8 protein-coding genes and 1 pseudogene are annotated in these 15,782 nt (G+C 62.1%); 8 read left to right on the top strand and 1 reads right to left on the bottom strand.

Annotation, left to right across the window (positions count from 1 at the left end):
- The first annotated feature begins 52 nt into the window (after positions 1-52).
- The 6 genes from J4O76_RS16150 (at position 53) to J4O76_RS16175 (ending at position 13,107) form a co-directional block, all read left to right on the top strand.
- Positions 53-1,108, top strand: a complete 1,056-nt coding sequence (locus tag J4O76_RS16150) for a glycoside hydrolase family 5 protein (protein WP_426282868.1) — start codon at positions 53-55, stop codon at positions 1,106-1,108.
- A 511-nt stretch (positions 1,109-1,619) separates the two neighbouring features.
- Positions 1,620-3,902 carry a TonB-dependent receptor gene (locus tag J4O76_RS16155; protein WP_426282870.1) on the top strand — a complete coding sequence of 761 codons (2,283 nt, stop codon included), beginning with the start codon at positions 1,620-1,622 and terminating at the stop codon, positions 3,900-3,902.
- A gap of 510 nt (positions 3,903-4,412) precedes the next feature.
- Positions 4,413-7,115: a TonB-dependent receptor plug domain-containing protein gene (locus J4O76_RS16160; RefSeq protein ID WP_426282872.1), complete on the top strand. Its 2,703-nt coding sequence runs from the start codon at positions 4,413-4,415 to the stop codon at positions 7,113-7,115.
- A 309-nt stretch (positions 7,116-7,424) separates the two neighbouring features.
- Entirely contained in the window at positions 7,425-8,990 is a 1,566-nt protein-coding gene (locus J4O76_RS16165; protein ID WP_426282874.1) for a sulfotransferase, read from the top strand.
- Between the two features lie 113 nt (positions 8,991-9,103).
- Positions 9,104-11,659 (top strand): TonB-dependent receptor, encoded by a 2,556-nt coding sequence (locus J4O76_RS16170; RefSeq protein WP_426282876.1) that lies wholly within the window; start codon positions 9,104-9,106, stop codon positions 11,657-11,659.
- 65 nt (positions 11,660-11,724) lie between these two features.
- The gene (locus J4O76_RS16175) at positions 11,725-13,107 is read left to right on the top strand and encodes a M20/M25/M40 family metallo-hydrolase (RefSeq protein ID WP_426282877.1); all 1,383 of its coding nucleotides are present in this window, start codon (positions 11,725-11,727) and stop codon (positions 13,105-13,107) included.
- A gap of 308 nt (positions 13,108-13,415) precedes the next feature.
- Here J4O76_RS16175 and J4O76_RS16180 read toward each other — a convergent pair whose 3' ends face one another.
- Positions 13,416-14,117 carry a histidine-type phosphatase gene (locus tag J4O76_RS16180; protein WP_426282878.1) on the bottom strand — a complete coding sequence of 234 codons (702 nt, stop codon included), beginning with the start codon at positions 14,115-14,117 and terminating at the stop codon, positions 13,416-13,418.
- A 365-nt stretch (positions 14,118-14,482) separates the two neighbouring features.
- On the opposite strand from J4O76_RS16180, the gene J4O76_RS16185 reads away from it, so the two are divergent.
- Positions 14,483-14,797: a hypothetical protein gene (locus tag J4O76_RS16185; RefSeq protein ID WP_426282879.1), complete on the top strand. Its 315-nt coding sequence runs from the start codon at positions 14,483-14,485 to the stop codon at positions 14,795-14,797.
- 447 nt (positions 14,798-15,244) lie between these two features.
- Positions 15,245-15,774 (top strand): annotated as a pseudogene (locus tag J4O76_RS16190) (integrase).
- The last annotated feature ends 8 nt before the right edge of the window (positions 15,775-15,782 follow it).

Consider the following 15,782-nt stretch of genomic DNA (forward strand, 5'->3'; position numbering starts at 1 on the left):
CTTCGCAACAGGGCGCTGCAGTTTGCGATACGTTATCGAAAGGAAGACATCCGTGCTCTTCAGATATATGTTGGGTGCGGCTGTAGCCCTCGCCGCTCCGACGGTCGCTTATTCGCATGACGGCGTCGCAAAAGCATCGATACGGACATCCGACAGTCCGGCGACGGCGACCGGGCCGGCATGGCGCACCGCGTCGCGCCTGCACCGCGGCGTCAACATCATCGGATACGATCCGCTGTGGGACGATCCCCAGAAGGCACGGTTCAAGCCGCGTCATTTCCGGATCATCAAGCAGGGCGGGTTCGATTTCGTCCGTGTCGTGCTCCAGTCCTTCAAGCATATGGATGCCGGAAACCGCCTCGATCCGAAGTGGCTCGCAACGCTCGATGGTGTCGTCAAGGACGCGACCGCCGCCGGTTTGAGCGTCATTCTCGACGAGCACGACTTCAACCTGTGCTCGGAAGCGCCGGACGCGTGCGAACCCAGGCTGATCGCGTTCTGGCAGCAGATCGGGGCACGCTATCGCGACGCGCCGGACAGCGTTCTGTTCGAATTGCTGAACGAGCCGCACGCGCCTCTGGATGGTCCCCGGTGGAACGCGATGCTGAGCAGGCTCATCCCTGCTGTACGCGCGACCAACCCGGGTCGGACGTTGGTAGTGGGGCCGACCCGCTGGAACAATCTGGAAGAACTGCCCGGACTCGAACTGCCCAAATCCGACCGGAACATTCTCGTCACCTTCCACTCGTACGAGCCTTTCCGATTCACCCACCAGGGGGCACCTTGGTCGTCAGAAACCGCCGGACTGAAGGACGTGCCCTTCACAGCCGCCGACGAGGCCAGGATCAAGGCCGATTACGACAAGGTCGGTGCATGGTCGCGCGCGAACGACCGTCCCGTACTGATGGGCGAGTTCGGCGCGTATGAGAAAAGCGGCACGCCGATCGAGGCTCGCGCCCGGTACACGGCGACCGTCCGCCGCGAGGCCGAGGCGCATGGCTTCCCATGGGCGTATTGGCAGTTCGACAGCGACTTCATCCTGTACGACATCGACAAGGGTCGTTGGGTAGAGCCGATACGCAAGGCGCTTATACCCGAGCGACGGTAAAGCATTCGTCCGGAGCGGTATCAAGCCGACATGGGTCTGGCCGGGAGCATGATCGTCCCGTTGCAGGCGCATGACGTAAGAATTATCGCGACACACGGCTCTGGCAGGCGTGGGCGGCGCGGCCCGCATCTGCACGGTCAGCCTTTGCATGGCCCGCCTCTGCACGACAGCGCAGGGCTAGCATCTTTCTGCTCAGCGACTTCATCGACTAGGATGAGGGCCGCGATGGGTTAAATCTCGCGCGGAGCGATGACGACTATGTATTTACGCCGCTTGAGAGCGGGCGGGGCTTCGCAAAATCCGAGGTCGGGCAGGACAAGCTGATGCGGGATCCGCAACGGTTGCAGGGCACGGACAGCGATTGGGGCAAAGATGTCGCGGTGCCAGGAAAAATGCATCGCACCTGATCGTGTCTATTGCCGCGCGTTGCAGTGATGTTACCGGTTGGTGACGCATCCGGGTCACACGGATCGACACAGGAGGATGTTCGAAGCCCAAGGGGGGACCATCCATGATTCGCTTGCCCGTTCGTACGTCTGCCATCGCCCGCCTGCTCGCCGCCAGCGCGCCGCTGCTCGTTTTCGCGGTGCCCGCCATCGCACAGGAACACGTGCCGGCTGCACAAGCCGTGAGCGATCCGGCGAGCGACCAAGGCGTCGGTGAGATCGTCGTCACCGCGACCCGCCGCCGGGAATCGTCGAAAGACGTGCCGCTCGCGGTCACCGCGATCAGCGGCGAGAAGCTCGACGTGCTCAATTCGAGCGGCCTCGACATCCGCTTCCTTGCTGGCCGCACGCCGAGCCTCCAGGTCGAATCCTCGTTCGGCCGGACCTTCCCGCGTTTCTACATCCGCGGCCTCGGCAACACCGATTTCGACCCCAATGCCGCGCAGCCGGTGTCGGTGGTATATGATGACGTCGCGCTCGAAAACCCGATGCTGAAGTCGTTCCCGGTCTTCGATCTGCAGAGCGTCGAAGTGCTGCGCGGGCCGCAGGGCACGTTGTTCGGGCGCAACACGCCGGCGGGCGTCGTGAAGATCGATTCCGCCAAGCCGAACCCGGACAAGGTCACGGGCTATGCGACCGGATCCTGGGCGACCTACAACACGATCAACGGCGAGGCGGCGCTCAACCTGCCGATCGGCAACGGCTTCGCGTTCCGCGCGTCGGGCATCATCCAGTCGCGCGACGATTGGGTTAAGAACGATTCCACGACGGGCAATGCGGATCGCAAGCTCGAAGGCTATCGCGACGTCGCCGGCCGCTTCCAGCTCGGCTATACCAGCAGCGACTTCAACGCGTTGCTGAACGTCCACGTCCGCGACCTGACGGGCTCGCCGCGTATCTTCCGCGCCGGTTTGTTCAAGCCGGGCACCAACGACTTCAACACCGGGTTCGACCCCAAGCACGTCACGCTCGACGGCTATACCAGCCAGAGCCTGACGCAGTGGGGCACCAACCTGCGGCTCGACTATCACCTCGACGGCATCGGCACCTTCTATTCGGTGACCGGCTACGAGCAGGCCAAGGTCGAGAGCACCGGCGATGTCGACGGCGGCAACAACTACACGTTCCTCGGCGGTACGATCGGCGCGATCGGCGTCGGGCTGTTCCCGTCGAACACCGGCGGCCTGACCAAGCCCAAGGAGTTCAGCCAGGAACTGCGCTACGCCAGCGAGGACATGAACGGCATCCGCCTGCAGGGCGGGCTGTATTATTTCCACCAGACGTTGCGCTATCACCAGTACGACTATGCGTTCGGCGGCACCGGTTCGCGCGCGACCGATCTCGACCAGGATATCTACCACGACAACCGCAACGAGAATTACGGCGCGTTCGCCTCGATCGAGGCCAAGCCCGTCGACTTGCTGACGCTCCGCGCGGGCGTCCGCTATTCGCACGACTATCGCAACGACCTCGTGACCGCACCGATTCCCGGTACCGGGATCAGCGACACGCTGCCCGCGCGCGCGGTCGTCCGCGGCTCGAACGTGACCTGGGACGCGAGCGCTACCTACGAACTGACGCCCGCGATCAACGTCTATACGCGGCTCGCGACCGGCTATCAGGGCCCGGCGATCCAGGACCGCGTGACCTTCGGCAGCGTCCAGAGCACTGCGCCCAAGCAGACGACGTTCTCGGGCGAGAGCGGGTTCAAGGGCACGTTGCTCGATCGGAAAGTGAACTTCTCGCTCGACGCCTATTGGTACAGCACCAAGGACCTGCAGATCACCGCGGTCGGCGGCAGCAGCAATTCGGCACGCCTGATCAGCGCGAACAAGGCGATCGGCTACGGCGTCGAGGGCGAGTTCGAGGCGCGGCCGCTTCCCGAACTGACACTGACCGCGAGCGGCAGCTATAACTTCACCGAGATCCGCGACCGGGGCATCGGCGTCGGGGTTTGTGCGACCTGCACCGTGCTCGACCCGATCGTGAACGGGTTCGCGGTGATCGACGGCAACGATCTTCCCCAGGCGCCGCGCTGGATCGCCAACTGGACCGCACGCTATGGCATCCCGCTCGCGAACGGCGGGGAAGTCTATGCCTATACCGACTGGGTCTATCGCAGCCGCATTAACTTCTTCCTGTATGAAGCGGTCGAGTTCACCGGCAAGTCGTCGCTCGAAGGCGGGCTCAAGGTCGGCTACAAGTCGCCGCAGGGATATGAGGTCAGCGCGTTCGTCCGCAACATCACCAACCAGTATCGCAGCATCAGCGCGATCGACTTCAACAACCTGACGGGCATGATCAATGAACCGCGGATCATCGGTGGCCAGTTCAAGGTCGCATTTTAAGATGAGACGCCGAATTGGGCGTCTTACGGTTAATCTTGGTTCGCAAGCGAGCCAAAGGCGCTGTCGTCTGACGTAATACCATGGTGGCCGGTGCTTCGGCACTGGCCCTAACCTTGGATCCACTGTCGACAAGGGCGTCCCTAGAAAAAAGCTTCCAGTCGGACTTGATCACGGACATCTGACAAAGATTTCCGGCGTTCTGACTTCTGCCATTCGTTCATTTGGTGAATTGCGCTTCGCAGCCCCCGCCCAGCACTGGCTCCAACTCACCAAAATGCGGTAAAAATGCAACATTGTTGCAGATGCGTGACGACGTACGAAGTTTTCGATTGCTAGAACACGTCCGTTGTGGCCGTTTGGTGCACGATGACGATGCAGTGAAATGACACCGTCACGACATTCGCAGGGCTGGTCAAAAAGCGTTTCGATACGCCGAACACAATCGACGATCGAGAACGGGAACATCTGGAGAAGACTTTTGAAGAGCTAGGTTTTCCAAGGGGGTTTTAGATGATCAGATACACGACTTCGACCGTCGCACTGGCGGTTGCACTACTATCGTGCCCCGCCGCCTTCGCAGCCGAACGAGATACCATACAGGACGCGGCTACAGGCTCCCCTCAGGACACCACTCCCCAAGGGGTTGCGCCCGTGGAGACCGAACCAACGAGCGAGATCCTCGTACTCGGTACGCGCCGTACCGATCGTACGCTGGCCAACTCGCCCTCGCCCGTCGACATCATCAGTGCGGATGACCTGACCACGCAGCCTGCCGCCAACATGATCGATGCGCTCAAGAACATCGTACCGTCCTTCTATGCCGGCCAGAACTCGATCTCGGATGCATCGACCTTCGTTCGCTCGCCATCGCTTCGTGGCCTGTCGGGTGACCAGGTCCTCGTGATGCTGAACGGCAAACGCTACAACCGGTCGGCACTGGTGCAGGTCTACGGCGGCAGCGATACCGGGCTTGGTCGCGGCGCTCAGGGCCCCGACATCTCGGCAATTCCGTCGCTGGCGATCGGCAATCTCCAGGTGCTGCGCGAAGGCGCCACCGCGCAATATGGCTCGGACGCGATCGCCGGCGTTCTGAACTACGGCCTGCGCCAGGATCAGGGCATCGAACTGGTCGGTCGCACCGGGCAATATTATGCGGGAGACGGCGAAAGTTACCAGATCGCGGGCAATGCGGGCCTGAAGGGCGACTGGGGCTTCATCAACGCGACCGGCGAATATGTCGACGAGGGGCAGACCAGCCGTGGTCGAACCCGCCCATCCGCGGCGAACTTCGCGCAGAACTTCCCGGCGCTCGCGACGCAGCTACCCAATTTCCCCGGCCCCGTGCAGATCTGGGGCAATTCGCCCTCGCATGGCTTCAAGTCGGTGCTCAACGCGGCGATCAACGTCACCCCCGACAGCAAACTCTATTTCTTCGGCAACTTCGCGCAGAGCAAGGGCAACCAGAGCTTCAACTATCGTGCGCCCGTGAGCAGCACCGCAGTCGATTCAGCCGGGGTGGTCCGCAATCAGGGTGCGAACGGCGCGTTCAACAACACGTTCTTCCTCACCCCCTGCCCGACCGGCAGCGCGACCTGCAAGGCGGGTGGCTTCGTGCGCGACGGCAACACCTTCAAGTTCAACCAGCTCTATCCGGCCGGCTTCACCCCGCGCTTCGTCGGCAAGAGCCAGGAACTCTACGGCGTGCTCGGCTACAAGGGTACCAGCGGCGAGTTCAGCTATGACCTGTCAGGCACGCTGGCGCGCAACAAGCTGTCGTTGTCGATGTATAATTCGGCCAACTTCTCCTACGGTCCGGCGACGCAGACGAGCTTCGATTTCGGCGACCTGATCCAGAAGGAAGTCAATTTCAACGCCGACTTCACCTATGCGGCGGATCTCGGCCTCGCCGCGCCGCTGACCATCTCGGCCGGCGGCGAGTTCCGCAAGGAAACCTACGAACAGACCGCGGGCGATACGCAATCCTATGCAGCCGGTCCCTACGCCATCGCGCAGCAGCTCTACACGCAGACCGCGCCCGGCGTGTACGTCGATTCCGGCACGACCGCGGCGCAGGGCGTCGGCGCCAGCGGCTATGCAGGAACCAGCCCAGCCACAGCAGGCAAGTTCGACCAGAAGGCCTATGCCGCTTATGTCGGCCTCGAAACCGATCTTACCGAAGCGCTGACGGTCGGGGCGGCCGGCCGATACGAGCACTACAACACGTTCGGCGATGCCTGGGTCGGCAAGGTCAACGCACTCTACAAGTTCGTCGAAGGCTTCTCGGTCCGCGGCAGCTTCGGCACCGGCTTCCACGCGCCGTCGCCAGGTCAGTCGAACGTCTCGATCGTCACGACCTCGTTCAACAACGGCAACGCGTTCCAGGCCGGCACTTATCCCGTCAACAGCGCACCCGCGCAATATTACGGCGCCGAGCCGCTGACCCCGGAAAAGTCGACCAACTACGGCGTCGGCGTCATCCTGGAGCCGGTCCGCGGCCTGACGGTCACGGTCGACGGGTATCAGATCGATTTGCGCAATCGCATCGGCCTGACCTCGCCATTCATCGTCAATGCCATCGCGATCGCGGCGCAACCGGCACTGCAAGCCGTTGGACTCGACGGCCAAGTGCAGTATTTCACTAATGGCTTCAAAACGCGCACCCGTGGTATCGACGTGGTCGGCACCTACCGCACGAAGCTCAGCGATGCGCAGTTGAACTTCTCGTTGGCGTACAACTACAACAAGACCAAGGTTACCGACTACGACTCCCGTGTCATCAATCTTCCCATCCTCATCGATGCGGAAAACCTGGCGCCGAAGCACCGTATCGTCTTCAACGCCAATTGGTCGCTGGATAATCTGAGCTTCAATGTCCGCGAGAATTACTACAGCTCGTTCACCGCGGCGCAGGATTACGGCGTCACCAACATCCTGACCAACGGCATCGTGACCGGGGCGACGCCTAACCAGGTCTTCGGCGGCAAGTTCGTCACCGATCTCGAAGTAAGCTATGTCTTCGCCGAGCATTTCACCCTGTCGATCGGTGCGCAGAACTTTACCGACGAACATCCCGATCGCCTCGCGGCGAACGGAACGGTGCAGATCTATCCCCTGACCGGCGGCACGTCCGACGGCCAGGTCTACCCGCGCGGTGGTGGCCCATTCGGCTTCAACGGCGGCTTCTACTACACGCGTCTTCGTGTAAAATATTGAAATGGACATGGGGGCGCGAGTGCGTCCCCACGTTTGCGTTCAGCGACGTAACGAACAGACAAGACCATGACTTTAAGTCGTTACATCCATTCCACATCAAGCTTTCGGCGCTCATGCCTACGAACTGCTGTTTCAAGACGAGAAGCCGCGAACATCCCTTTATAGACACCAGCTTTCATCGCTGACTGAGCCTCACGATACGAAATCTGCGACCGCAATGTCTTTGCCGACTACACGACGTGCCGGTGGAAAAACCCCGTCCTACCTTCGCGCTTGACGCCAACGTGGGCGGCTCAGAAAGTTGGCATAATGGCAGCCACCCCGAACCATCGTTGGCCGAGCGACCTGATGCAGGCCGCGCTCGCGCTCCACGACAACCAGCTTCACGTCGCCGAACCGCTGCTGAAGGCGTATCTCAAGCGCGATCCGTTCGATGCGCGGGCGATCCGGATGCTGGCCGAACTGGCGGGGCGGATCGGGCGGTACGGCGATGCGGAGGCATTGCTGCGCCGCGCGGTCGAACTGGCGCCGGGCTTTACCGCAGCGCGCGCGAACCTCGCGCTCGTTCTGTACCGCCAGAACCGCGCGCCCGAAGCACTGACCTTGCTCGACGCGGTGATCGCCGACGAGCCGGACAATCCCGGGCATGCGAACCTGAAAGCAGCGGCGCTCGGGCGGCTTGGCGGGTTCGAGGATGCGATCGCGCTGTATGAAAAAGTGTTGCACGATGCGCCGGGCCAGCCGCGCGTGTGGCTGAGCTACGGTCACATGCTCAAGACGGTGGGGCGTCGCGACGACGGTATTGCTGCCTATCGCCGCGCGTTGGCGCTGTTACCGACCCTCGGCGACGCGTGGTGGAGCCTCGCCAACCTCAAGACGGTACGGTTCGACGATGCCGATATCGCATCGATGGAGGCTGGCCTCGCTCGGGATGATCTGGATGACGAGGACCGCTTCCATCTCGATTTCGCGCTCGGCAAGGCATTCGAGGATCGCCGAGAACCGGTGCAGTCGTTCGCGCATTACGCGGCGGGTAACGCACTCCGCCGGACCCGGATCGTGTACGACGCCGACGAAACGCGCATATTCGTCGACCGCAGCATCGCGCTGCTTACGCCCGATTTCCTGGACGCGCGCCGCGGCCAGGGATGCGAGGCACCCGACCCGATCTTCGTCCTTGGCATGCCGCGTGCGGGTTCGACGTTGATCGAGCAGATTCTCGCCAGCCATAGCCGCGTCGAGGGCACCACCGAACTCCCCGACATGCCCGCGCTCGCCCGCCGCATCGCCGACTATCCGCAGGGCATCGCCACCCTCTCTGCGGATGCACTGCGCGAAATCGGCGAGGAGTATCTGCGTCGTGCCGCGATCCAGCGGCGCACCGATCGCCCGTTCTTCATCGACAAGCTGCCCAACAACTGGGCGCATACCGCGCTGATCCACCTCGCCTTGCCCAATGCGCGGATCATCGACGCGCGGCGCGACCCGCTCGACTGCTGCTTCTCGAACTTCAAGCAGCATTACGCGCGGGGGCAGACGTTCAGCTATTCGCTCGACGATCTCGGCCGCTATTACCGCGACTATGTCCGGCTGATGACGCATGTCGACGCGGTGCTGCCGGGCCGCGTCCACCGCGTCGATCACGAAGCCCTGCTCGAAAACACCGAGGTCGAGGTCCGTGCGCTGCTCGCAGCGTGTGGCCTCGACTACGAACCCGCATGCCTCGCCTTCCACGAGACCGAGCGCGCGGTCCGCACCGCCAGTTCCGAACAGGTGCGTCGGCCGATCAACCGTGACGGCGTCGATGCCTGGCGGCCGTACGAAATGTGGCTCGACCCGCTGAAAACCGCACTTGGCGACCTGCCACGCGCATGATCCGTGGCAAAAACGTCACGCTCACGTAATAAAGCTGCAAAATAGGCCAGCTTCGTTTGACGTTCGCTGCACTGCACCACAGTCTCTGCGCATAATCGCTTGGGGGCTCGCGCATGCACATATTCGATCGTCGGTTGTTGATCGGCACGCTTTTGGCCTCTTCGGCGATAGTGTCTTCCGCTCACGCTCAGACCGGCCCTGCCGCGGCACCAGCACCTGCCGAGCAAACCGCCCCTGCCGCGCAGACCGCTGGCGAGTATGAAGGCGACATCGTCGTCACCGCGCAGAAGCGCGATCAGAACATCCAGAACGTCCCGATCAGCATCCAGGCGATCGGCACCAAGCGGCTCGACGATCTCAACATCTCGAACTTTAACCAATATACGCAGCTACTGCCGTCGGTATCGTTCCAGACGACGCAGCCAGGATCGACCGTCGTCTACATGCGCGGCGTCGCATCGGGTGGCGATGGCAACCATTCGGGCCCCCTGCCCTCGGTCGGCACTTACCTGGATGAGCAGCCGGTGACGACGATCGGCGGCACGCTCGACGTCCACATCTACGACATCGCCCGGATCGAGAGCCTTGCCGGGCCACAGGGCACGCTGTACGGCGCGTCGTCCGAAGCAGGCACGATCCGGATCATCACCAACAAGCCCGATACGAGCGACTTTTACGGCCGCGTAGATGGCGAGGTGAACAGCGTCAGATCCGGCGGCATCGGCAGCAAGGTCGAAGGCATGCTCAACATGCCGCTGTCGCAGTCCGCAGCGCTACGCGTGGTCGGCTTCTATCAGCGCGATGCCGGCTACATCGACAACGTCGCCGGGTGCCGCAGCTACCTCCCAGAGCCGACCCCGACCTCGTGCACGTCGGCGAATGGCGGGGTCGTCGTCGACAACGCCGCGTTCGTGAAGAAGAACTACAACCATACCGAGACCTATGGCGGCCGCGCGGCGCTGAAGGTCGATCTCGACAGCAACTGGACCGTGACGCCGACCGTCCTGTACCAGGAACAGCGCAACCACGGCACCTATGGCTACGACCCCAAGGTCGGCGATCTCCAGGTCCAGCATTTCTTCCCCGAGTTCCGCCGCGACCGGTTCATCCAGGGCGCGCTGACGATCGAGGGCAAGGTCGGCAACTGGGACGTCACCTATGCCGGCGCGTATCTCGACCGGAAGACGTACACGTCGAGCGACTATACCGATTACGCCGAAGCCTATGACTCGGCCTATTCCTCGGTCGGGGGGCTTGCCGGCTATTTCTACTACCAGGACAATGCCGGCCGGACGATCGACCCGCGGCAGAAGATCATCGGCACCGACCATTTCAAGAAGACCAGCCAGGAACTGCGCGTCGCGTCGCCGGTCGAGGACCGGTTCCGGATCGTCGCCGGCGCCTTCTATCAGCGCCAGACCAACGCGATCTTCCAGGATTACCAGATCGCCAATCTCGGCACCGCGGTATCCGTCAACGGATCGCCCGGCACGCTGTGGCTGACCAAGCAGGAGCGCGTCGACAAGGATTACGCGATGTTCGGCGAGGCGAGCTTCGACATCCTGCCGAACCTGACCGCGACGGCGGGTGGCCGCGCGTACATCTACGACAATTCGCTAATCGGCTTCTACGGGTTCGGGCGCAATCCCGCGGTCGATCCGGACGATGGCCGGCCCTACACCGCCACGCCGTTCAATGCCGCGGGCAGCAGCCAGACCGGCGTCGCGGGCTGTTATCTGGCGAACGGCCAGACCTTGCGGGAAGCCTATCTGAGCGGTGGCGACACCTCGACGTTGTTGCCCGCAGCCGTGTCGGGCTCGCCGTGTACCAATCTGGCGACCTACACGACCACCGGCCTGATCCCCAAGAAAACGCAGGGGCAAGGCGCGACCTACCGCTTCAACCTGACGTTCAAGCCCACCGACAAGGTCATGGGCTATGCCACCTTCTCGCGCGGTTTCCGACCGGGCGGGATCAACCGCCGCGGCGACGTCGCGCCCTATGATGCCGATTTCCTGACCAACTACGAGCTCGGCTTCAAGACGACGCTGTTCGATCGTCTCCGGTTCAACGCCGCGATCTATCAGCAGGCCTGGGACGAGTTCCAGTTCTCGTTCCTCGGGCTCAACAGCTTCACGATCATCCAGAACGGCCCGAACGCGCGGATCAGGGGCGCGGAGGCGGACGCGAACTTCTCCACGGGCGGCCTGTCGCTCACTGCGGCGGCGTCCTACACCGATGCGAAGACGCGCAACGACTTGTGCGCGACGCAGACCTGTAGCGGCACTGGCCTCGACGTACTTGCGCCGAAGGGCACGCGCCTGCCGATCACGCCACGCTTCAAGGCAAGCGGGACCGCGAGATATAGCGTCCCGGTCGGCACAGCGAAGGCGTATATCCAGGGGCTCGTCGCGCATCAGAGTTCGGCGTCCGCGGACATCCGGACGTATCAGGCTGGAACGCTCGGGCGACTCAAGGCCTATACGACGGCGAACGCGTCGATCGGCGCGGACCTGTCCGGCTACACGCTCGAATTGTTCGTCCAGAACCTGTGGGACGAACGCGCGCAATTGTCGCGGTTCCAGCAGTGCGGGACGTGTTCGCAACGCACCTACATCGTCAGCAGTACGCCGCGGACGATCGGCTTGCGCGCGGGAGCGAAGTTCTAGGGATTGGTTCGTCGCGATCCTCCCCCGCAATGGGAAGGATAAGAATTCTCCGAGGAAAGATGATGATGACGTCCAAGCTCAAACTTCTACTAGCCTGCACAGCCATAATGGTCGGCATCCCGGCCTCCTCGCAGACGCCAGCCGCCACCAACGGTCTCGAAATCGCGAAGAAGATGATCGCCTTCCGCAGCGTGCGCGGCCCCGGCAACCAGACCCCGCAGCTTGCCGCCTATCTGAAGCAGACGCTGGTCGCGGGCGGCTTTGCGGCTGCAGACGTGACGATCACGCCGGTCGACGATACCGCCTATCTGATCGCGACATGGCGCGGCAGCGATCCGGCGCTGAAGCCGATCGTCGTCTCCGGACATATCGACGTCGTCGAGGCCAAGCCCGCCGACTGGCAGCGCGATCCGTTCACTGCGGTGGTCGAGAACGGCTATCTCTACGGCCGTGGCGCGACCGACATGAAGCTCGACGCGGCGCTCGCGATCGCCACGCTGCTCGACATGAAGAAAGCGGGCTACACGCCAAAGCGCGGCATCGTCCTCGCGCTGTCCGGCGACGAGGAAACGGTGATGAAGACCTCGTCGCTCATCGCCGAAAAGCTCAAGGCCAGCGAGATGGCCCTCAACATCGACGGCGGCGGCGGACTGTACGACGAGGCCGGCAAACCCGAGTATTTTACGATCGGCGCGGCCGAGAAGACCTATGCCGACTTCCAGCTCGAGGTGACCAACGCCGGCGGTCATTCGTCCGCGCCACGCAAGGTCAACGCGATCAACGAGCTGTCCGCCGCACTGGTCAAGATCGGCGCGTATCGCTTCACGCCGCAACTGTCGCCGATCACCAAAGGCTATTTCGAGGGCGTCGCCCCGCGTCAGACCCCCGAACTCGGCGCCGCCATGCGCGCATTCGTCGCCAACCCGGCCGACCAGAAGGCGATTGAAACGCTCGCTGCCAACACCGGCTATGTCGGCCAGATCGGCACGACCTGCGTCGCGACGATGGTCAGTGGTGGCCACGCCCTAAACGCGCTGCCGCAGCGTGCGACCGCCAACATCAACTGCCGCATCTTTCCCGGCGTGAAACCCGCGACGGTGATGGCCGAACTCGCCAGGGTCGCCGCCGATCCGGGTGTGAAGTTCAGCGACGTCACCGAAGGATCGAACCCGACAGACGCCTCGCCGCTGCGCGCTGACCTGACCGGCGCAGTCAAGGCGGCGATGGGCAAGATCCGTCCAGGCGTGCCGGTCTTCCCGAGCATGTCGGCGGGTGCGAGCGATTCGATGTGGTATCGCTCGGTCGGCGTGCCGAGCTACGGCGTCAGCCCGATCTTCATCAAGCAATCGGACGACTTCAGCCACGGCCTCAACGAGCGCACCCCGATCGACAACATCCCGCTGGCGATCACCTATTACCGCTCACTTTTCACAGATCTGACGAAATAGCGCACAGGGCACCGGGATCGGCCGTTGCGCTGCACGACCGATCCCATTTTTTAGCTTCGCATGTTTGGCATGAGTATTCTTGAGAAGACTCGCCTGATCTTACGGGTTTCGACTTCCCAATCCGATCCTAATGGCATCGTTCGGCTGTCGGTTTTCGGCTGATTTCATCCGGTTCTGGTCTTTGCAGGACGCTGCCGCTCTGGAGTTTTAATTTATTGGTCGGCTTCTGCTGAGGGCTGTGTTGAAATCTCCATGAGTGCGGAGTTTCTAGTTGGCGCCCCGGACACGCGGTAAGGTTGCTTCGAGCGTCACCTAGCTGTTTGCAGCGGAGCCAGGTGTGAAACTAGCAGCCGGGAAAATGTAGTCGCGGGACACAATGGGCTCGCGCAACCTGGGATCTTGAGCGCGACGAGCGAAGCGGATTGCCCAAGCCCACGGAGGGTCTCGGGCGACTGGGTGCGGTACGACACCCGCACGAACCGGGCATCGGTGCTTGCGTCACGCAGGCGTTCGATCAGCAGCGCCCCGCCCGGCGGAACGTCGTTGGTAGCATAGCCCGGCGCTTTCAAATCGACCCGAAGCGCGGCGGCCAACGCCGTGATGTTGGTGTCATGCCCCATGAATACCGTCAGCCGCGGTCCCGTCGAGGACAAGGACGCCAGCACCTCGCGGCCGAGCACGGCGGCTTGATGCGCGGCCATATAGGGCGGGTGCGTGTACACGGCGAACAGGGCGGCATGCAGCGCGCCGACTTGCTCGATAGTCGCAGGATTCGCGCGGCCCCAGCCAATGCTCTCGCGTGGCAGACCCTCGACCTCCTGCAGCAGCAGTACCTGCGCAATACCGGAGGCGGCGCGGATCGGCCCCGCCAGCACGAGATCGTGGCCATCGGCGCTTGCGCTGACCGCCGGCGTGCTATCAGGGACGCATCCCCGCTCCACCGACGTGCAGCCAAGCACTTGATCGAGGCGCGCGAGCGCAGCGCCGTGACGTCGGACGAGTGCCGCCATGCCGCCCGTCTCATGGTTGATAGATGCAATTGCTGCGCGCGCGTCGAAAGCCGTCGCTCGTGCACGCAACGGCTCGAAGATCGAGTCCGTGGTACCGAGCGGTTTGTGCTCGATGGCGAGATCGCAGCCGGGCGCAAGACCCTCCGCATAGGCCTGCCCGCTCGCGATCGTCCGATCGGAACTGTTCGATCTGATCCGTGATGAGTAAAGCGCTGAGGATGCTTAGGAGCAGATCGCCTGCCTGCCGTGGCGATATAGGTCGTTTGAGGTCTGCGGTTGGAGGCGCACTAAACGCAGAACGATGATGCGGCCGCTCCTTGACGCTTGATGTGTTGTCGGCAACCTACAGCAAAAGGTGTAAAGTGATGCGGATCGTCGGTAGTTTGATTTTCCTCCTCTCAGCGGCGGGCTACGCTCAGGCGGCTCCGATGCAGGCGGAGGCTTCAAGAGGAGCCGCCGAGGGCGCGGTTGGCGCATCTGCGATCACCGCCATTAAGGTTTCGAACGTTCCTGAAGAGTACAAGATTGCACGAAAGATGAAACTTCGCGTGCTGTCTCAGTCGTTGGTGACTCAGGATCGATCTTACGATGTACTGAATTGCTTGGACAAATCGGGAAAGCCGCGCGAGCTCTGGTTTGACATTAGTAGTTTTTACCCCGGATCGTTGGGGGCGCAGTGAATCGCGAGGGGCTGACGGTATGACACCGCGACTGACGATGTAATCAATGAAACTTAATTCATTGCAACAGTTATAAACTAGTAAATATCTCGCCGGCGGATCTAGTTGCGGCATATGCTAGGGCCCTAGTGTGCCGATGCCGCCGCCCGGACGCTGCCATTAAAACTATAGTTGAGCCGGCATCGCAGTTTCAAGGCAAGATATGCTAACAGAGGGCGGTGCAGCACCGCTGAGATTTTTGCCACCACCGATTTGCTTTATGATTGCAGTGGCTACTTCAACGCCATGACTGAAGCAAAGACCTAAGTGTGCACATTCGTCGGATACAAGGCTTTTTCGATCTCTGCCGCTTGGTCATCGGCATCGTCACCAACGATAAATAGAAACGGCCGTGTTACCTTCTTTGATGTACGCCGTAGCATCAACTCTACACCGTGGAGATAATCGATGAGTTACTCGTCGTTAGATCCAGCTATCCATGAACTCCGCCCCCGGAAAAGGGCCGTGTGCAGGTCGCAAAGCGCTCCCTCACACCACAGCAGGTTTGAGACATTCGCTCTGGCTTGACCAACACAGGCGCTTCCAGAACCGGGCGCTCTTTGACGTCGCGATCGACAGCAAACTGTACGGCTGCGATGTCGTCAAGGTTCGCATCGGCGACATCGTTACCGGCAGCAGCGTCCGGGATCGTGCCGTCTTAGTCGGCAGAAAACCAAACGACCCGTGCAATTTGAAATCGTCGAGCAAGCCCGCAAAACCTCGCCCGCTGGCTAGAGCGTCGCGGCGGCACGTTAAACGACTTCATCTTCCCCCACCCGCAACGATAATATGGCACTCCCTCGCTTCGACGCACGATGGCATCAATCATTTACAAGCTGACAAGAAATCTACGCGGAATGCAGATTTTCCTTGGTCATGCGAAAGAGAGCACGGGCCACTACCTTGGCGTCGATGTCGAAGACGCGTTGGGGCTTTGAAAGCGGAC

Origin of the sequence: Sphingomonas sp. NFX23, from assembly GCF_049887795.1 — a bacterium.
Taxonomy (GTDB): Bacteria; Pseudomonadota; Alphaproteobacteria; order Sphingomonadales; family Sphingomonadaceae; genus Sphingomonas.